We start from the raw sequence: 17,992 nt of genomic DNA on the forward strand, positions 1-17,992 counted from the left end.
TCACCGAACCCGGTCGCGCTCGAGGTCCGGTACCCATTTGTCACCCTTCTCAGGTGAACCGGGCCCCCCACACCCCGAGATCCCGGCCCTCAACCTGTGCTACGTTCCCCAGAACCATAGGGGGAGGGTATGGGGCTTGGAGCAGTTCGGCAGCATTCTGTGGAACGGCACGGGCGAGGTCGATGCGATGGCGTTCACGTCGGAGACATTGATCGACCCGAATCTCGATCGAATCTTCGTCGGCGCCGGTGGCGAGGCGCATCGAACAGTGCATACTCGTCCGGTACGCGATATCGCGACGGTCACCTACCGGCACGAGGTTCCAGGATCTGGAGAACGAGCCCATCGGCGCTGCCTTCACACAATTCGTCGCCGGAATGCGCTCGGTTCGAGAGCACATGGCGCGGGCCCGACGTCTTCGCCATCCACAGCAGCACGATCGCCGGCAACTCGATGCAGAAGAAGTGTATTGCCGAAATCTACGGGACCGGGACAACACCCTTCGATGCCTACCCCTTCGCTCCCGGGGACTACGGGCCCGGCGAGCCTGACTGAACCACTACGTATCCGGTACGGCGTTCCGCGACCTGGAAGAGGAGAACGCTCGAGTGCGCGCGGAGCTGGAAGCAATGCGATACACCGTGCATGTGACCGGACGCCGACTCGTGGTCGACCGGTATGCCGGTCAACCCGACTACAGTGCCGTGATCACCGCGGCATTCGCCCGATTTCACCCCGACGACGAGTCCGGCCGACCCGAGGTCATGGATCCCCGGCGGGATATGAACGAAGTCGAGGAACAGATCGTCGACCGGGTCGCGGTATTGTATCCGCGTGCCTTCGGGCAGCTGACGATCCATACCACTCGATACCGTGATTTTCTCGATCCGGTGGTCGACCGCTTCGATGTCGAGCTGCGCTTCTATCTCGATTACCTCGAGTTCGTGCGACAACCGGCGACCCGTGGGCTGCCGTTCTGCTACCCGGACGTCACCACCGATTTCGAGGGTATCCATGCCGAAGACGCCTACGATGCAGCCCTGGCACGCGTTACTCGATGACAGCGAATCGACGGTTGTTCGCAATGATTTCCGGCTCGAAGGCGCGGAGCGGATTCTCGTGGTCACCGGACCGAATCAGGGCGGCAAGAGCACATTTGCCCGCATGGTCGGCCGGCTGATGTACCCGGCCGCGCTCGGCTGCCCCGTTCCCGGGTCTCGAGCAGGGATAATGCTGCCGGACAGAATGGCCACACATCTCGTTCGGGAAGACGAGGTGGATGAGCAGGACGGCGCCCTCGGACAGGAACTCGTGCGCATGCGCGCAATCCTGGATCACCTCACCGCACACAGTGTCGTCATCCTGAACGAGAGTTTCAGTACCACGGCGGCGGCCGGCGCCGTGCGCGTCGGCGGTGATGTGCTGCATCGCATTGTCGAACGTGGTTCCGTGAGTGTGTACGTCACATTCCTGGACGAGCTCGCGGAAGTCGGACCGGAGGTGGTCGGTATGGTCGCGGGGGTCGAAAAAGACGATGCCGTGCGCACATTCCGAATCGAACGACGTCTCCCCGACGATATGGCGCACGCCGCGGTGATGGTACAGCGGCACGGATTGACCTACGACGAGATTCGGGCTCGGGTCCGATGATTCCGGTAGGTCTCCTGCAACCTCCCGATCGGGTCGTCCAGGTGGCCCCCATCGGTGACGCGGTGTCACGCGACCTGGTTCTCGACGAGTTGTTCACCGCAATGGCCGTGGGCGACGATCTCATCGGCGATGTCGTGAAATCTGTTGTCGCCGAGAGCCTCACCGATTCCACGGTCATCCGTTACCGCCGGAATGTCCTGGCGAACTTCTGTGCCCGCCCGGAGATGCTTCGAGAACTCTACCTTCTGAGCCGGGAAGCGACCACGGTCCGTCGATGGACGATCGGGCGACGGGCCCAACCCAGAAGCAAACTCGTATTGGCCCTGCAACCGCTCGAGTGCTCGTCGCGCATCTGCGCCGGCTGCGGGAAACCCTCGCATCCGACGGACGCCGTACCTATCGCCTCTCCCCCGGCGCACCCGAGATCACCAGCCACGCCGAGGACATATTCGCACGGATCTTCGGAGAGCCTCCCGGCCCGTTCGTCAGCAATCGGACCCGTCCGTCACAGGGGTGAGAACGAGCACGTTCACGGCTGGTCGGTGTCGTTCAGAATTTACCGGTGTGATGTTCGATGCGATGCCCGAGTCGAGCGGCGAATTCGATGATGAAGTCCTCGGTGAGGGGCGGCCACCCCCAGAAGTCGAACGCGAGGGCGCCCAGCGCGAAACCGTCCGTCCATTGCCAGGTGGTGATAGAGCTCGAGGTGGTGCAGGAGGGGCAGATCACCGTGCCGGTGCCGGTTCGTTTCCAGGATTCGATGGCATCCGAGAAGGGCTGCCATACCGCGGGGTCGGCTTCCCATTGTTGCGGGTAATCGATGATCACGGTGGTGGCCCGGCAGTGCGGGCATATCGCGGCGGACGGTTCGATATCGCCCTGTCCGGGATGGTGGTCGTGGCGGCCGACGATGACGGCGATGGGCCCGGGGATCCAGTCGGAGCCCCATTCCTGGGTGATCTGTCCCCACGCGGGGCCCGGGAGATAGCCTTCGTCGACCTGGAGGCTGTATACCGCGTTCCGCGAGGTCTCCCGCAACAGCCATTGCCGCGACACCATCCAGTCCACCATGCGCTCGGCCAGGATACCGGCGTCGGCCGAGGTCACTTCGAGGTCGACGATTCGTTCGAAATGATCACCCATGCCCATATCCTGCCATCGAAGACCGACGTATCGTCCCCCCGGGATCCGGGTCGCCTCGTTATTCGCCGAGACCACCGTTGTGACCGTACCGGATTTCCGGCTCGCTCATCCCACGCGAGCGGTCCGGCCACGACACAGCCGTCGCGGCCGGACCGTTGAGCCGTCCTTCGAGGGGCAAGATGCCGTCTCGTCGGCCCGAGGACCGATCAAGTGTTGCTGATGACCTCGTCGCGTTTGCCGGTGGCGACATCGAGGACGAAGACACGGATATCGTCCTTGTGCGGGATGAACGGACCGGCGGTGATACGGGCGATGGGTTGGTGTACATCTTCGGCCAGGTCGGTGAAGGACCCGGTAGCCCGAGTGGGCTTTATGCCGACCTCGTCCTGGACGGCGTGTTCGGAATCGTCGTCGGTGACGGTCATGGGCGCAACCTTTTATCGTGGGATGGTCAGTGCGCCCAGCCGGCGCGGAACGCGGCGGTGGAGCGGTCGACGGCGGCACGGACCCACGCCGGATCGATCGGTGTGGGCGCGGTGGCGAAAATGGTGGACAGACCCTCGACGGCACGTTCGGCGAACGGTCGCCAGTGCTCCTCCCAGCGGCCGATCACCTCACGGTTGTCGGGTCGTTCGATGATGGCATACCGGGCCAGCGCGGCGGCCCAGGCCTGGTTGCGGGTGGTGTCGACGTGTGATTCCTGGAGCAATTGCGCGGTCAGACCGTCCTGATGCGCGGTGGCCGACTCGACGAGCGCTTCCTGGAATACCGCGTCGAGGGCAGGTTTGACGACGAGGTTGAGTGCGGTGAACGCCTCTCCCCAGTCATAGGCCAACAGCAACCGCTCGAGAGCTTCGCGCGCGGGCTGCCAGGCGGGGTCGTTCTCCCAGATATTGCGGGTCTCGTCGCTGTTGGCCAGATGTGTCCCGTGCGACAGCGACAGGGATTTGGCGCGGTAGGCGATCCACTGCAGCGTGCGTAGTTCGTCGGCCGCCTGGAAGAACGCGGCGTTGGTGATGTAGGCGCTGGGGGCGAGCTGACCGACATACAGACTGGTGATCTGCAGTACGTGCAGCGCGAAGCGGGCCGGGATGTACAACCGCCCCAACACCGCGACCCAGGCGGGATCGAGGTGGGCGTCGTGGTCGAGCGCTTCGAAATGGTCGACCACGCCTTCGGCGTATACCTCGCGATCGTGCTGAAGTGCGATATATCTGCGGTAATTGAGTTCGGCGGGATCGCGGAAACGTTCCCAGTCCGGGACCTGCAGCGGGGAGCCTTCCCGATGGCGCAGGTACCACTGGTTGATGGGGCTGTTCGGATCGAGGTCGAACGGGGCGGGAGTCCGGCCGAAGTGGTAGTGGAAATTACCGGTGACGATCTCGTATTCGGTGGGTTTGCGGCGGGTATCCCCGGCGATGCTCCAGGTGCGCAGACGGCGGGTCGAGGTGGTCATGGTCGGTCAGTCCTCCTTGGTGAGGTACCAGTTCAGTTCGTCGTCGCCGATGTAGCGCATACGTCCGGCGAAACCGGCGATGGCCGGTTCCAGGCTCGCCAGTGGAATCGGCCGGCCGGCGGCCTGTTCGAGGCTGGCCCGGGTGACACGTAGGAATCGGGGGGCGTGGATGCGGACGTACCCGGCGTGGTCCTCCACTGTGATCGTGGTGTCGGGGTTGTCCTGGTGGATGGCTGCATCGAGCGCATCGATGATTTCGGGATCGAAGCCCCGCACGATGGGGCCGACCAGTTTCTCGGGATCTGCGGTGGTCATGAGCGGTCTCCGCGGCAGGTGTTGTAGTGGGGTCGATCGTCTCGGGGAATGGCTACGCTGATCCGGTCGCCGTCGCGGCGGACGGCGAAACCGAACAGGCGACAATTGCGGGGATTGATACCCTCGCCGGTTTCGAGGTCGAACTCCCAGCCGTGTGCCGCACAGGTCAGCACCGATCCGTCGAGTTCGCCCTCGTCGAGCGGAAAGCGGGAATGTGGGCACATCGATTGATAGGCACGGATCTCCCCACCGTGCAGGTGCGCCAGCAGGATCGATTCCTTACCTATCGTGACTTCCCGGATCTCGCCTTCCCACAGGTCGTCCAGGGTGCCGGCCTGCTCCCACGCGACCTGAGGCTCACTCATCGAAGAACGCCTCCACATGAGCGAGCGGACCCACACCGACCTCACCTATCCGACGGTCGCCGTCGAGAATCTTCCCGTTGTGCCGCAACCGAATCGGCGCGTCCTTGCCGGGAAGGCGTCGCCCGACGACGTGCACCGCGACCGCCTGCGCGACGGAGTCGACGGTGTCCTGATCGTCCACCGGGACCAACAACTCGAGAATGTCGCCTTCGAACAAGGCGCTCAACGGAAGCAATGCCATGGGGTTCTCCTGGGGGCGTCAGCGGCGGGATGCGGATTGTGGGGTCGAACCGTCGAAGGCCCAGGCATAGTCGGTGGCGTCGCGCCCCTGCTCCTCGGCGGACAGACCGAAATACTCGAGTACCGTGCCCAGATCCGGTGGACTGATCTCGCCGGAGAGCACCCGGTCGATCAGTGATCGGTGTCCGGCGAACCGCTCGGGCCGTCGAGTGAAGATCCACCGGCATGGTTCGGAGCAGAACACATAGTCACGACCCTCGTGGGTATGCCGCAGCGGCGCCGGATCGGTGAGCGCGCCGACGGTGACCCCGGCCGCGCGCACAATCGGCAGCTGGCACAGGTTGCAGGTGATCGGCAGCGTCTGCGGCAATGTGGCCGCCACATCCCCCTTTCGGATGTTTTCGCCGATGACATCCCAGTGCTTCCCGAAATGACGGTTCCAGCCGGGATACTTCTCCTCCAGCCACAACCGTTCCTCGGGGGAGACTCCCGCGTCGGGGTTCCACCACACCGTCGGACGGTAGTTCCAGACACCCAGATGGATCGCGTGGTGGTACCAGGTCAGTTCCTCGATGAACTGCTCCCAGTACCAAGGGTATTCGAGTCCGAAATCGCGAAACTGATCGGCGAACTGCTGGACCACCCAGTCCTCGATGAACTCCTTGAACGACATCCGCCGACTCTCGAGCGGGGTGTAGTAGTCCATCGAGAGCCCGGTCAGCAGGGCGAACACCCGCCACGACCGCCAGAACATATGGTCGATGAGGAACTGGCCCCACTCCTTCTCACCGTTGTCGATGAGCACTTTGATCGTGGGCTCACCCTGCTGGGCGTGACGGGCCTCGTCGGTTTGGATGCTCGAGATCAACGAGCCGAATTCGAGGTCGCCGACATCGATGGCATCCGCGGCCATTCCCAGGAACTGGAGATTGGTGAATCCCGTTTCGAGGGTGAAGGTCAGCTGCAGCGCGATCGATACCGCGTCGTTGGCGACGAACATATCGTCGAACAGCTGCCGAACCGCGATCACGATCCAGTTGTTGGTGTGGAACGACTTGAGCGCCCAGTCACCACGGGGTTCCTTGTCGAGCAGCCCGTAGGGAAAGAAGGCTTGGATCTGGCCGTGCCGAATCTCGTCGAGGGTGCCGAACGTCGCGGTGTTGCGCCACGCCGCCGACCGTCCGAATCGGCCCATCCGCGCCTCGCCGATCGAGGCCAGATATTCCGGCATCGTGATGGCCCCGTAGTGGGCGACGATCACCGACTTCCACCCGGGGTCGAGCTGGTCGAACAGTTTGGATTTGCGGATCGTGTTCTTCAGTGAATAGGTGGTGGTGTCCTTGGTGACCTGGTTGTGAACGTACTCGCGATACCCGATCTTGTAGGGCTCGTCCCACTTCGACCACCCCTCCGACGAAACCCGGTGCGAACCCGACAACTCCTCGGGAAACACCTCGTCCTCGGTGACGTACCGGAATGTCCAGTTCATATCGCGCGACAGGTCGTACCAATCGCTTCGTGACAGCTTCGGCATCACGCATCCCCTCGGTCGGTGTCAACGATTCGTGATGGCATCGATCACACCCTTGATACATAGGACTCCGAAGTATTAGAGTCAGGGTGATTCCAAGAACACGGCCCGGACCTGCGCATTGATACGCTTTCGCTCTCTGCCCGATTGGCCCGCCAAGGAGAAACGTGCTGCCCATCCCCTCATCACCGCGACGACGCGCCGCCGCGGCCCGCGCATGAGTCCGATGCGGGCGCACGGCGGACGCGAACGCCACATCGGCTTGGACGCCAAGATCGTGGCCGCCCTGGATCGCTTCGGCGAGGCGCTACAGGTACTCGCCCGGCGCAAGGCCGAAGCGTACGAGTTGTCACCCACACAGATGCGGGTGCTGACCAAGCTCTACACCGGCACACCCCCGGCGGCCCGCAACTCGGAGCTGGCCCGGGAACTCGATATCACCGAGCCGACCATGAGTGACACCGTCGCCGCCTTGATCCGCAAGGGGCTGCTCGACCGCCGCCGTGATCCGCACGACCGCCGCCGACAGCTTCTGGCCCTCACCCGTGCCGGGCGCGATACCGCCGCGGCCGTCGCCAGATGGACCGCGCCGGCGGAGATCGCGCTCTCCCACCTCGACCAAGCCACGGGTGAACAACTCCTCGATTCACTGCTCGCCGTGCTCGCCGAATTCCATCACGCCGGCCTGAACACCGTCAGCCGCGCCTGCACCACCTGCCGGCATCTACAGCGCGTTGCCGAACCCGATGGTCGCGGTTATCGATGCGGGCACTACGACACCGCCTTGACCCGTTCCGAACTGCGGGTCGACTGCGCCGAGCACGTACACCTCGACACCGCGTCCTGACACCCCGCGCCCACGATCGACACGATCCGATCGACCGCGGCCGGACCATCACGATCGACAACCACCACGATCCCCGAGACGCGAGCGGGAGTACACCGGAAACGGACGGCCCCGGCAACCGGGCTCGCCGGATCAGTTCAGCGGTTCGCCGGGTGGTCGATCCGGGCGGGGAGCGGGTCCCCCTCGATCGATCCGTGCACGAAGGGTGGTGTCGACCCGGACAGGCTGAGATATCCGTTCACACTCTGTGTGATGGTGAGACCGTACCCGTCGGAGGTCCGTGTGTAACCGGTACGCGGGCGGGTGTTCCGATCGGTTCGCGTCGTCCGGCCCTGAGCATGCCAGACGTGCATCACCTGGTCGAAATATCGGTCGGAGGTGTCAGGGGTTGCTCCGATCACCCAGTACGAGATATCGAAGAATTCCAGGGTGGCGTCGGGGTCCTCGTCGAAGGGGAGGATGACACCATGGTGGAATCCCGCCATCGGAAAATCCGGATGTTGCAGTGCCAGTGCGGATTCCATGGGTAGTGCACGAAGGGTTTCGGTGAAGTGCCGCAGCAGTTGCGCGCGGGCCGCGGCCTGGGTCGTCGGTGACATACGGTCCTCGTTTCGTCGGCGGAAAAGGGGTGCGGGGTCGTTCGCCGCCCGTTCAGCGAAGCAGGTACCCGTGGCCGGTCATGATCAGCCCCAGCTGCCGGTACGACTGGTTGTGGGAACCGAAGTAGTTCGGGGCCGTGTGATCCTCCGGATTCCAACCCAGCTTCGTTCGACCGGGTGTGGAGTCGGTGCCGAACACCGTGGCGCCGTATGCGGGGTCGGTCGGTGCGGGACCGTGGGTGGCGGGCATCAGCTGAATGGAGTCGTAACGGGCAATGGTCGCGTACACATGGTCACCGGTGTGCGCGGGATCGACACCGGTCAGCCGGAGCGCCCCGACGTTTTCCACGCCGGTGCCCCAGCTACCGACGAATACCAAATCGGCGGTGTCGAGTGCGTTCCCGTGTCCGGCCGCATGTCCACCGAGGACACCGCCGTAGGAATGCGCGATGGTGGTGATATGCACGGACTGGCTCCGATTGGTGACGTGCAGTCCCTCGTGATATCGCCGCACTGCCGCCGCGCCCTCCTCCGCGGGTACGGAGGACAGCGTCGCGACCAGAGAATTCGGATTGTTGTAGGCGCCCCACAGGATAGTTGCCGTCTCCGCGGTCGGGTCGACCGCCAAGGCGGCCTGCCGTAATTGTTTCAGTGATTGCCGCGCGTAGCCGACACCGCTGCGTCGCCGGAGCGCGCCCACCAGCGCCACTCCCACATTCCGGGCGGTATCGGGGTTGCCGAGTGCGTACACGTACCGGAGTTCACCGTCGATGTACGACAAATAATGAGACGGGAGGCCTTCCTCGGCCGAATCGAGGAATTGTTGTATCTCTTCTATTCGATCCAGATGGTCCTGGTTTCCCTCCTCCTCGGCCTTGTCCCGCAACATCATGAGAGTTCGACGGTTGTACTTGTCGCGGTCGAGTTGCGGTATTCCGTCCCGATTCCCGATGAACGGATCCGTACGATACCAAGCATCCTTTTCCGCTGCGGAAAGCCCGGACCAGTACTCGTGCAACTGTTTCGGGGTCGTGGGGAGGCCGATGCCCGGTCCCGGCGAACCTGCCGGTACAACTTCCGCGTTCAGCGGCCAACGAAACCACCGTGCACCGGTTGTCTCGCTTTCGAGGAGGTTACCGCTCACAAGCCGAAGCCTTTCGGACGCCCTTCGGTAGATCCCCTCGCCCACGGATACCGCAATATTTCCGGCAACCGACTCCAATCGGTAGGTCAGTTGGGCCTTGAAAATTCCTCGATGGAATGGCAGGCTCAGAAAATCTTTTGCGTTCGAAGCCGAATATTCAGAGTTCATGGCTTCGGCACCGCTGCACGACGCGCATGCATCGGACCGTTCTCGTCACGGCCGGCCATGAGCAACGAGATGGTGGTATGAACAGAGCGCGACGTTCGACCTCGCATCGAGAGAAACCGCGCTCGTTCGGTCGTTATTCCTTTGCCTACGAATAAGTTCCGACTCGAGTGTCGATCGAAGCGAAGCGGTCACTCCTCGAGCATGCCATGGTCGTCATCGAATCGATCCGGACAGCGGCCGCAAGCGAAACTCCAGATCGGCTGCGCGGGATAGCAATTCGTCGTCATGGCTGATCAACACCACGACGGCTCCGTCGGCCGCCGACTCACGTAGCACAGCCGTGATAGAGGTCAGATGACGCGCGTCGACCCCGGAGCTGGGTTCGTCGAACACCACGATTCGACGCCCGCTCAGCCGCGCCACCGCGACCATGAGCCGCTGTTGCTGCCCGCCGGACAATGCGAGGGGGTGACGGTCGTCGAGCCCGACCAAACCGAGGTCCCGAAGCAGTGAGCGCTCGTCGTTCTCAACAGTGGCATCATCCGGCTTCGACCGACCGACAGCAGATCCACCCACCCCGAGACGTAGTTCCGCGGCGACGCTGTCGGTGAACAGTTGACGTTGCACATCCTGCATGACCAGGGCGGAAAGGGCGATCCGTCGACGCCGATCCACACGGCGCCCGTCCAGAGTGACTCGTCCGCTGTGGCGTTGCAGACCGGTGAGCACACGGGCCAGTGTGCTCTTCCCCGCTCCATTGGGTCCGGTGATCGCGGTGACGGCACCGGCCGGGAAATGCGCGGCCGCGATGTCGAGCACCGGACGGCCCTTGCGAGAACAGCGAATATCGTGCAGGGCCAGGCCGAGAGCAGCCGACTCGGGTTCGGCCTCCGAATCTTTCGTTTCCGGATGTATCGGTTCGACACCGGGACCGTGACCGTACGCCCGCGGCAGTGCCGGCGGTACGGGCCTGCCGATCCGCAATCCCTCGGCCGCCCGCACCCGTGGCGGTAGACGAGCGAACTCGGCGCCCGTCCATTCCGTCGCGACACGGCCGTCCCGCAGCAGTACGATACGGTCCGCCAGTTCGGCGAGGCCGTGAAGCCGATGTTCGGCGATCACCATGGTGACACCGGCGGCGCGGAGTTCGGCGATCCACGTGAGGAATCGCGCGACGGCGTGCGCGGACAGGTTGGCGGTGGGTTCGTCCAGGAGCACCACCGCGGGCCGATGGGCGGTGGCCGCGGCACAGGCGACCTGCTGTTGTTGGCCGCCGGAGAGCTCTGTCAGGCGACGGCCCGCCAGGTCGTTCAGATGATGCTCGACGAGGGTGGCGGCGACCCGATCGCGGATCAGATCGGGTGGTGCACCGAAATTCTCCAGGGCGAAGGCCGTCTCGGCGGCGACGGTGTCGGCGAAGAACTGGCGGCGGGGATGTTGCAGGACGGTCCCGGTACGTCGGCCGATGACATCCGGGCTCAGCTCGACGATCGGCTCGCCGTCGAGTCGAACGGTGCCCTCGAGGACCCCTCGGTGAAAGTGCGGCACAAGCCCGTTCACGAGTCGTAGTACGGTGCTCTTTCCCGAACCGCTCCCCCCACACAGCACCACGGTCTGCCCTCGCTCGATCCGCAGGTTCAGTCCGTTCAGGGTCGGCGCGGCAGCACCGGCGTAACGCCAACTCACCTCGGCGATTTCGATCATGGGTTCGGCTACCACAGCACAGTCCCCCCGGCCAGTAGGGCGACGAACAAGGTGACCATCGCATCGGCGATCCCGAACCGGGGCGGATACATGCTCGTGGGCCGGGCGCGAGAACCCAGGCCGCGCAACAGCGCCGAGGCCGAAAGATCCTCGGATGCCCGCAGGCTCGACGCGATGAGCGGTATGGTGAAGTACTCGATCCCTCGAATGGGATCTCCGAACAGGCCGAGGCCGCGTAACCGCATGGCATCGCGCACCGCGCGCGCCTCGGCGATCACGGTCGGGACGAAACGCAGCATCACCGCCCCGGATACCGTAAGTCCACGGGGAATGCGGGCCGCGCGTAACGCGGCGGTGAACTCACTCGGCGTGGTGGTACGCACCAGATGCGCGACAACCCCCGTGACCACGAGAAAACGCAAGGTATAGGAGGCGAATACGCCGACGACCCCGATCAGCGGATGAACCACCACCCGCGGTAGCAGATAGGCGAGGGACGCGGCGACCGCGGCCACCGCGAGCAGCCCGGCCCCCCGGGTCCAGGCACGTTCGACGAGGGCGAGCACCACCGCCAGGCCGAGGGCGGCCGGAACGAAGACCGCACCGCCCGGAGCCATGACCGTCACCGAGGTGACGAGGACGAGACCGACCTTCGTACGCGGATCGAGCCTCGCACCGGGCGGAGCCGGGTGTGCCTTTTTCGGTGCCCGGGCCGTCTCGGCGCCCGAGGAGTCCGACACCTTGTCGGTGATGTCGGAACCCGTCACGCCAACCCCGCCTTCTCGAAATGTTTCCGCAGCATTCGTGATCCCAGCCACCCACCGAGTAGGCCGAACAGAAGGGTGGAGGCGCTGAATACGCCCAGAACGATCGGCGACAGCAGGTCGTTCATCTGTTCGATGTAGGCCTGGCCCATCTGCTGCATGGCCGGATCGGCGAAATACTCGTCGCGGGCGTAGAAGATGGGCAACAGCGGGGTGCAGTACCAAAGCGAGTAGACGGTGTAGGCGAGCACACCCATCCGGCGGGAGCGGTAACCACCGAACCACAGCACGATCTCGGCGAGCAGCGCGCACAACAGGGTGATCGGAAGACCCACCGGCGGATGCCCGATGAGTGTCATCAATCCGGAGGTGATCGCCGCGAAGATCACCACCATGCCCGTGTGGCGCACCCGGGTGAGGAACAACATGAAGGGCACACCGCCGGCGACGATACCGGCCGCCAATGCCACCAACATGACCACCGGATTGAGGAATCCGAACGCATTGATCGCGAATACGATCACGACGTAGAGCGCGGCGAAGATTCCGATGGTGATGAGATCCTGGGCACTCATCCGGAGGTCGATACGGCGATCGACCTCGGAGACAACGGTTCCGGACCGGTCGAGACTCACCGGGCACCCGCCGATACGTCGGAACGTAGCTGCCAGCCGCGGGCACGGCGGCGTTCCCGCCAGAACCGGGCGTAGGTTCCGTCGCGGGTGAGCAGTTCATCGTGGGTTCCGCGCTCGGTGATCCGGCCACCGTCGAGCACCAGGATCTGATCGGCCGCCGCGACCGTGGACAGACGATGGGCGACCACCACGACGGTGCGGTCGCGGGCCAGTTCGGCGATGGCATCGGCCACGGCGGCCTCGTTGACGGCGTCCAATGCCGCGGTGGCCTCGTCGAACAGGACGATCGGCGCGTCCTTCAACAGCGCCCGGGCAATGGAGACCCGTTGTTTCTCACCACCGGAGAGGGTGGATCCGGCCTCGCCGACCCGGGTGTTCCAGCCGTCGGGCAGCCGTTCGATCACCTCGTCCAAGCGGGCGATCCGCGCGACACGGTCCAGGTCCGCGTCGGTGGCGTCGGGATCGGCCATGCGCAGGTTCTCGGCAATGGTGCCCTCGAACAGGTACACCTCTTGGAAGACCTGGGCGGTCATACGGGCCACGGCGGCGCTACCCAGGTCGCGGACGTCGTGGCCGCCGATACGGACCGCGCCGGCCTCGGTGTCGAAGAAGCGTCCGATGAGTTTGAGCACGGTGCTCTTCCCGGCGCCGGACGGGCCGACGATCGCGGTGAGTGTGCCCGACGGGAGTCGGGCATCGATACCGTCGAGGACGGTACGGTCGTCGTATCCGAATCGCACTCCGCGCAGTTCGATGTCGTATCCGGACGGTTCGGCCGGCTGCGCGGGCTCGGGCAACCGGGGTTCGGTGAGCAGGGCACGCACCCGCCGAATGGCGTCGGCGTTCACCTGGACGTGGCCGGCGAGATCACCCAACTGGGCCAGGGGATCGAGCAGACGCAGGGTGATGATCAGCAGGCCCACCATGGACGGCACGGCCAGGCTGCCGTCCACCGCGAATGCCACGGTCAGCGCGATCGCCGCGGTCATCACCAGTTGCACGGTGCCGTAGAACACCATCAATCCCCGGGCTCCGCCGATGGTGAGCTTGGACTGCGATTCCCGCTGCCGATCCAGTGCGGCGCCCAAGGCACCCAGATCCGGGCGACCCAGAGCGCCGTAGGCACGCAGAACCGGCTGCTGCCGCGCGAATTCCACGATGCGGGAGGCGGATACGCCGATATCGTGCTCGTGCTCCTCGTCGTTTCGGGAGATGGCGCCCATGAGCAGCCGCAATGCCAGAGCACACAGCAGCGCGCCCACCGTGAACGTCAGGCCGATCCGCCAATCGAGCAGATAACTGCCGGCCACCATGGTGGCCGGCGCGACGACACCGACCACCACATAACGCAGCAGATGCGCGGGCAGGTCGGCGACATCGACCGTGTTCTTGCTCAGCAGACGCGCGACGGGGCCGGTGCGGTCGGCGCGGAACCAGCCGATCGGCAGTACGGCCAGGTGATCGCCGATACGACGGTGGAAACCGGTGAGCACATCGGTGCCGAGGCGGTAACCCAGTGATGCGCTCCAGGCCAGCAGCGCATGGTGTACCACGACGACGGCGACGAGCGCACCGATCCACAGCAGCGCCCGGTCCCGGTCCGGCGGTGTCTGCGCCAGCGCCGCGACGAGCGGGACCACGAACAGGAATCCGAGCCCTTGGAGTACGCCCTGACCGACCAGCAGCACCAGCATGGTGCGCAGATGCCGACGGCCCGGGGGGTCGAGCAGTTCGAGCAGGTAGCGAATCATGGTGCTCATCGGTCGGTTCCTCTCCGGACGGTCTCTCCCGCACGTGCGCGTCGGTCGTGCTCCCACAGGCGGGCGTAGAGCCCGTCGCGGGCGAGTAGTTCGTCGTGTGTGCCTTGTTCGACGATTCGGCCACCGTCGAGGACCACGATGCGATCCGCGCTCCGAATGGTGGAGAGCCGGTGTGCGATCACCAGCACGGTGCGGTCGCGTGCCACCTCGCTCAGGGCATCCTGGATCCGGGCCTCGTTCTCCGGGTCGGCGGCGGCGGTGGCCTCGTCCAGGACCAGGACGGGACGGTCGGCCAGGATGGCGCGGGCGATACAGATGCGCTGTTGTTGCCCCCCGGACGGCTGCACGTCGGTTCCCACGACGGCGTCGTAGCCACCAGGTTGCTCCTCGATCCAGTCGGCGATCTGCGCCTTGCGGGCCGCCGCCCGGACCGCGGCGTCATCGGCGTCGGGACGACCGAGCCGGATATTGTCGCGAATGCTCGTCCGCAGCAGAGTCGCGTCCTGGAAGACGAAGGCGACATGGTGATAGAGCTCCGCAGGGGCCATCCGTCGAATGTCGACCCCGTACAGCTCGACCGAACCCGCCACCGGATCGGCGAAGCGCGGCAGCAGTTTGGCGAGGGTGGATTTCCCCGCCCCGGAGGGGCCGACCAGGGCGGTCACGGTACCGGCGTGCAGTTCCAGGTCGATTCCGTCGAGGGCGACGGTATCGCCGTAACCGAAGCGCACCCCGGAGAGTCGGACCACGGGCCCGTCGTGGTTCGGGTCCGGCGTGATCGGATCGTCCGGGACGGGTAGTTCCGGGGCGGACAGCAGATCACGAATACCGCGGGCCACGTCCAATGCGGCGGCGAGCTGATTCGCGGACATCAGCACGACCATGATCCCGGCGGTGACGACCGTGGCGAACACCAGAACCGCGAGAAAATCCGGCAACGGCAGTCGTCCGTCGAGGGTGAGCAGCCCACCACCGGTGGCGACCACCACCAGGATGCTCGGCGGCGACACCATGATCTCGGCGATCGCTCCGGCGATACCGGTGGATTTGGCCCATTCGTGGAAGAAATGGGCGAACTCGCGCGATATCTGCCGGAACCGCAGGGTGGTGGAGCCGGGGGCGCCGAAGCTCTTCACCACCCCGATACCGTTGACGAATTCCACGGCAGCGCCGTTCAGTTGCTCCAGTCGACGCAGGTATTCCGGGTATTTCGTGCCTGCGTCCGACATGGCCCATTGGTAGACGGCCAGGCCCACCACCACGGGCAGCAGTGTGAGCAGAGCCATGCGCCAATCGACGAAGAACAGATAGCCCACGGCGACCACCGGTGGCACCGCCGCGGCGGTGATCTCCACGATGGAATGGGCGATGAGCCGGTGCAGGGCGGCGACATCGTCCTCGACGGTCTTCTTGACGATGCCGGAGTTGCGATCGGTGAACCAGGACAACGGTACCCGACTCAGTTTGCCGAGCAACTGCCGACGGATACCGAACGACACCTCGATCTCGGCGAGATGAGTGAGCACCCCCGCCCCGAATATCCCGAGCTGTCGTACCGCGAGCGCGATGAGGGCGACGACGATGATCGGCCAGACATCGGTGTCGCCGCGCAGCATACGGCGAGCGATCTCGACGACCGCGATGAGAGGCGCCATTCCGGCGATGGCACAAACGGCGGCCAACAGCGCGCAACCGGTCAGAGTGAGACGGGCACCGGTGAACACCGAGGGCGCCCGCTTCACCTCGGTCGACGGGGCGGCCTCGGTGGTAGGTGCAGACATGGAAACCCTTCGAGCGCAGGCCGGTTGGTGAACATACCGGCAGTAAAGATAATGAAATCTATTTTCAACCGAATTCTAATCGACCGCTCATCCCTTCGGCAGGCGGCTCACCACCCGCCCCCGGTCTCACCCCACCCGGGTACCGAGCACCTCGTCCAGGCACCGATACACCTCGAAGGGCTCGGCGACCAGGTCGAAATGACCGCCGCTTGCGAACCGGAACCGACAGTCACCCGGAGCGTGGGCGGTCCACCGGGCGATACCGTCCGGGGTGACCTCGGGGTCGCTGTCGCCGCAGACGACCACGGTCGAACAGGACACCGTCGACCCCGGATCGGCCCGATAGGTTTCCACCAGGCGGTAATCGGCGCGGATGGTCGGCAAGAATATCCGCGCCAATGCCGGCTGCGCCAGCACCGCTCGGCTCTTCGGATCGAGAGCACCGATATGATCGGCCAATTCGATGTCCGAGGCCAGATGCCACCGCTCGTCGGTTTCTCGGGACGGAGCGTCGGCACCGCCGGCGACCAGACCGGCGACCGGCAGCCCGGCGCCCTCCAACAGCCGCGCCGTTTCGAAGGCCACATAGGCGCCCATGGAATGCCCGAACAACACAACCGGCCGCGCACGAACCGAGGGCTCCAGTTCCGCCGCGCAGTCCACGGCGAGGCTGCGAATACCGGTGGCGGGGGGCACGTCGAGAAGGGCGTCACGACCTGGGTAGGTCATTCCGGCCAGGTCGAAGCTCCCCGACAGCGACGACGACCACGATGCGAAGAACCGTGGGCTGCCACCCGCGTGGGGGAACACCACGGCCAGCGCGGGGGCTCCGCGTTCGGTGAGGGTTTCGAGGTGAACGGTCATGATGTGAGCAGCTCCTCGGCGGTGATCTGTGGCATTTCGATCGGTTCGATCAGGGCAGCCGGGCCGACGGCCGCAGTGAACTGCGACCACAACCGCACGGCCCGGATGAAACGATGTGATACCGGGCTGCGACCGGCCTCGATCGTGTCGAGGAAATCGGCGACCGCACGACGCACCCCATCCGGCCATATGCGCTCACGGATGTCCGAGGTCGTGGGTTCGTCCGCGGCACCGACGGTTTCGACGATCGGCCGATCGATCCCGACGCCCATCTGCCGGCGCCGCCAATGGGTACAACCGTGGGTGTGGGTGAGCACCAGTTCCCCGGCATCCGTGCCCACGGTCACCTCGTGCATGAGCCGCACATAGTTGTCCGGATCGCTCGCGCACAACTGATTGTCGATCAGCAGATCCACCGGAACATCGCCGAGAATTATCCGCCCGGTGGCGAATGCGCCCGCAACGGTGGGCAATACCTCGACCTTCGCAGGTGTGAGGGCAGGCACCAGATCGGCGAGCACGGTGAACAGCGGGTAGGCGACCTGGATCGCGGACCGGGCCTGAACATAGCGCACCGGGGTACGCGCGGCGAGTGCCCGGGCGGCGGTGACGAACCGGCGCACGGGTGTCAGCGCACCGTAGAAATCGTTGACGCCGTATCGGACTCCACGCCGGGCGGCGACACCCAACAGTTCCACGATCTCGTCGGCGTGCACCGGCTGTTCCTGCAGGACATGGATACCGAGGTCGAGTAGTTCGGCACTTATCCGCGCCCCCGCACCGCCCACCACACCGGAGCGGACGACGACCAGGGCGATATCCACCGGTCCCAGGGCCCCCGGGTCGGTGTACAACGGCAGACCCAACCGATGCGCCAGATCACGTGCGGGCCCCGCACCGGTTCCCAGGACGCCGACGAGTTCGACCGGCGAGTCGGGGGTCGTCAACGCCTCGGCGTAGACGGCGCCGAAGGTACCGCCGACCACCACCGCGGTGGGTTTACCGTCGGCGCGAAGCGTGGTCACC

At 65.1% G+C, this 17,992-nt stretch carries 20 protein-coding genes; 4 read left to right on the forward strand and 16 right to left on the reverse strand.

The genetic code is table 11. The features are described 5' to 3' along the window. Window positions 1-608: 608 nt before the first annotated feature. From ON32_RS28830 to ON32_RS29585, 3 genes are all read left to right on the forward strand, one after another. Window positions 609-1,061, forward strand: a complete 453-nt coding sequence (locus ON32_RS28830; RefSeq protein WP_157224169.1) for a hypothetical protein — start codon at window positions 609-611, stop codon at window positions 1,059-1,061. Next, window positions 1,015-1,650: a MutS-related protein gene (locus ON32_RS27040; protein ID WP_217998042.1), complete on the forward strand. Its 636-nt coding sequence runs from the start codon at window positions 1,015-1,017 to the stop codon at window positions 1,648-1,650. The genes ON32_RS28830 and ON32_RS27040 overlap by 47 nt, the downstream gene beginning before the upstream one ends. Before the next feature lie 337 nt (window positions 1,651-1,987). Continuing rightward, window positions 1,988-2,167, forward strand: a complete 180-nt coding sequence (locus ON32_RS29585; RefSeq protein WP_040790832.1) for a hypothetical protein — start codon at window positions 1,988-1,990, stop codon at window positions 2,165-2,167. Between the two features lie 32 nt (window positions 2,168-2,199). Here the strand turns inward: ON32_RS29585 and ON32_RS11425 are convergent, their stop codons facing one another. The 7 genes from ON32_RS11425 to ON32_RS11455 form a co-directional block, all read right to left on the reverse strand. Beyond that, window positions 2,200-2,793 carry a hypothetical protein gene (locus tag ON32_RS11425; protein WP_040790833.1) on the reverse strand — a complete coding sequence of 198 codons (594 nt, stop codon included), beginning with the start codon at window positions 2,791-2,793 and terminating at the stop codon, window positions 2,200-2,202. A 206-nt stretch (window positions 2,794-2,999) separates the two neighbouring features. After that, window positions 3,000-3,218 carry a carbonic anhydrase gene (locus tag ON32_RS11430; RefSeq protein WP_040790834.1) on the reverse strand — a complete coding sequence of 73 codons (219 nt, stop codon included), beginning with the start codon at window positions 3,216-3,218 and terminating at the stop codon, window positions 3,000-3,002. 26 nt (window positions 3,219-3,244) lie between these two features. Continuing rightward, the gene (locus tag ON32_RS11435) at window positions 3,245-4,249 is read right to left on the reverse strand and encodes an aromatic/alkene monooxygenase hydroxylase subunit beta (protein ID WP_040790835.1); all 1,005 of its coding nucleotides are present in this window, start codon (window positions 4,247-4,249) and stop codon (window positions 3,245-3,247) included. Between the two features lie 6 nt (window positions 4,250-4,255). Then, window positions 4,256-4,564, reverse strand: coding sequence for an MmoB/DmpM family protein (locus tag ON32_RS11440; protein WP_040790836.1), 309 nt, complete (start codon window positions 4,562-4,564; stop codon window positions 4,256-4,258). After that, the gene (locus tag ON32_RS11445; protein ID WP_040790837.1) at window positions 4,561-4,929 is read right to left on the reverse strand and encodes a monooxygenase system ferredoxin subunit; all 369 of its coding nucleotides are present in this window, start codon (window positions 4,927-4,929) and stop codon (window positions 4,561-4,563) included. Before ON32_RS11445 ends, ON32_RS11440 begins: the two co-directional genes overlap by 4 nt. Next, window positions 4,922-5,170: a toluene-4-monooxygenase system B family protein gene (locus tag ON32_RS11450; RefSeq protein ID WP_040790838.1), complete on the reverse strand. Its 249-nt coding sequence runs from the start codon at window positions 5,168-5,170 to the stop codon at window positions 4,922-4,924. The genes ON32_RS11445 and ON32_RS11450 overlap by 8 nt, the downstream gene beginning before the upstream one ends. Before the next feature lie 18 nt (window positions 5,171-5,188). Beyond that, window positions 5,189-6,703: an aromatic/alkene/methane monooxygenase hydroxylase/oxygenase subunit alpha gene (locus ON32_RS11455; RefSeq protein ID WP_040790839.1), complete on the reverse strand. Its 1,515-nt coding sequence runs from the start codon at window positions 6,701-6,703 to the stop codon at window positions 5,189-5,191. Between the two features lie 214 nt (window positions 6,704-6,917). On the opposite strand from ON32_RS11455, the gene ON32_RS11460 reads away from it, so the two are divergent. After that, complete coding sequence (locus tag ON32_RS11460) at window positions 6,918-7,547, forward strand: MarR family winged helix-turn-helix transcriptional regulator (protein ID WP_245550961.1); 630 nt, start codon at window positions 6,918-6,920, stop codon at window positions 7,545-7,547. 137 nt (window positions 7,548-7,684) lie between these two features. Here the strand turns inward: ON32_RS11460 and ON32_RS11465 are convergent, their stop codons facing one another. The 9 genes from ON32_RS11465 to ON32_RS11505 all read right to left on the reverse strand — a co-directional run bounded on the left by ON32_RS11465 (window position 7,685) and on the right by ON32_RS11505 (window position 17,991). Then, window positions 7,685-8,146 (reverse strand): hypothetical protein, encoded by a 462-nt coding sequence (locus ON32_RS11465; protein ID WP_040790840.1) that lies wholly within the window; start codon window positions 8,144-8,146, stop codon window positions 7,685-7,687. Window positions 8,147-8,198: 52 nt separating this feature from the next. Next, window positions 8,199-9,038, reverse strand: a complete 840-nt coding sequence (locus ON32_RS11470) for an alpha/beta hydrolase (protein WP_157224170.1) — start codon at window positions 9,036-9,038, stop codon at window positions 8,199-8,201. 633 nt (window positions 9,039-9,671) lie between these two features. Continuing rightward, on the reverse strand, window positions 9,672-11,177 hold the full coding sequence (locus tag ON32_RS11475; protein WP_245550963.1) for an ABC transporter ATP-binding protein: 1,506 nt from the start codon (window positions 11,175-11,177) through the stop codon (window positions 9,672-9,674). Further along, complete coding sequence (locus tag ON32_RS11480) at window positions 11,171-11,929, reverse strand: energy-coupling factor transporter transmembrane component T (protein WP_245550965.1); 759 nt, start codon at window positions 11,927-11,929, stop codon at window positions 11,171-11,173. Before ON32_RS11480 ends, ON32_RS11475 begins: the two co-directional genes overlap by 7 nt. After that, a complete protein-coding gene (locus tag ON32_RS11485; RefSeq protein ID WP_051133142.1) occupies window positions 11,926-12,501 on the reverse strand; it encodes an MptD family putative ECF transporter S component in 576 nt (191 codons plus the stop codon). The genes ON32_RS11480 and ON32_RS11485 overlap by 4 nt, the downstream gene beginning before the upstream one ends. Window positions 12,502-12,557: 56 nt before the next feature. Next, the gene (locus ON32_RS11490; RefSeq protein WP_083874340.1) at window positions 12,558-14,321 is read right to left on the reverse strand and encodes an ABC transporter ATP-binding protein; all 1,764 of its coding nucleotides are present in this window, start codon (window positions 14,319-14,321) and stop codon (window positions 12,558-12,560) included. Next, complete coding sequence (locus ON32_RS11495) at window positions 14,318-16,102, reverse strand: ABC transporter ATP-binding protein (protein WP_245550967.1); 1,785 nt, start codon at window positions 16,100-16,102, stop codon at window positions 14,318-14,320. Before ON32_RS11495 ends, ON32_RS11490 begins: the two co-directional genes overlap by 4 nt. Before the next feature lie 126 nt (window positions 16,103-16,228). After that, window positions 16,229-16,966: a thioesterase II family protein gene (locus ON32_RS11500; protein ID WP_040790844.1), complete on the reverse strand. Its 738-nt coding sequence runs from the start codon at window positions 16,964-16,966 to the stop codon at window positions 16,229-16,231. Further along, entirely contained in the window at window positions 16,963-17,991 is a 1,029-nt protein-coding gene (locus tag ON32_RS11505) for a Gfo/Idh/MocA family oxidoreductase (RefSeq protein WP_245550969.1), read from the reverse strand. Before ON32_RS11505 ends, ON32_RS11500 begins: the two co-directional genes overlap by 4 nt. Window position 17,992 lies beyond the last annotated feature (1 nt).

Source organism: Nocardia paucivorans NBRC 100373 (assembly GCF_000308675.1).
GTDB lineage: Bacteria > Actinomycetota > Actinomycetes > Mycobacteriales > Mycobacteriaceae > Nocardia > Nocardia paucivorans.

Coding starts and splice junctions, on each gene's coding strand:
- ON32_RS11445 (WP_040790837.1), bottom strand. CDS start 4,929: ATGAGTGAGCCTCAGGTCGCGTGGGAGCAGGCCGGCACCCTGGACGAC.
- ON32_RS11430 (WP_040790834.1), bottom strand. CDS start 3,218: ATGACCGTCACCGACGACGATTCCGAACACGCCGTCCAGGACGAGGTC.
- ON32_RS11465 (WP_040790840.1), bottom strand. CDS start 8,146: ATGTCACCGACGACCCAGGCCGCGGCCCGCGCGCAACTGCTGCGGCAC.
- ON32_RS11490 (WP_083874340.1), bottom strand. CDS start 14,321: ATGAGCACCATGATTCGCTACCTGCTCGAACTGCTCGACCCCCCGGGC.
- ON32_RS11440 (WP_040790836.1), bottom strand. CDS start 4,564: ATGACCACCGCAGATCCCGAGAAACTGGTCGGCCCCATCGTGCGGGGC.
- ON32_RS11495 (WP_245550967.1), bottom strand. CDS start 16,102: ATGTCTGCACCTACCACCGAGGCCGCCCCGTCGACCGAGGTGAAGCGG.
- ON32_RS11425 (WP_040790833.1), bottom strand. CDS start 2,793: ATGGGTGATCATTTCGAACGAATCGTCGACCTCGAAGTGACCTCGGCC.
- ON32_RS27040 (WP_217998042.1), top strand. CDS start 1,015: ATGCCGAAGACGCCTACGATGCAGCCCTGGCACGCGTTACTCGATGAC.
- ON32_RS11470 (WP_157224170.1), bottom strand. CDS start 9,038: ATGATGTTGCGGGACAAGGCCGAGGAGGAGGGAAACCAGGACCATCTG.
- ON32_RS11500 (WP_040790844.1), bottom strand. CDS start 16,966: ATGACCGTTCACCTCGAAACCCTCACCGAACGCGGAGCCCCCGCGCTG.
- ON32_RS11435 (WP_040790835.1), bottom strand. CDS start 4,249: ATGACCACCTCGACCCGCCGTCTGCGCACCTGGAGCATCGCCGGGGAT.
- ON32_RS11455 (WP_040790839.1), bottom strand. CDS start 6,703: ATGCCGAAGCTGTCACGAAGCGATTGGTACGACCTGTCGCGCGATATG.
- ON32_RS11460 (WP_245550961.1), top strand. CDS start 6,918: ATGAGTCCGATGCGGGCGCACGGCGGACGCGAACGCCACATCGGCTTG.
- ON32_RS11485 (WP_051133142.1), bottom strand. CDS start 12,501: ATGAGTGCCCAGGATCTCATCACCATCGGAATCTTCGCCGCGCTCTAC.
- ON32_RS11450 (WP_040790838.1), bottom strand. CDS start 5,170: ATGGCATTGCTTCCGTTGAGCGCCTTGTTCGAAGGCGACATTCTCGAG.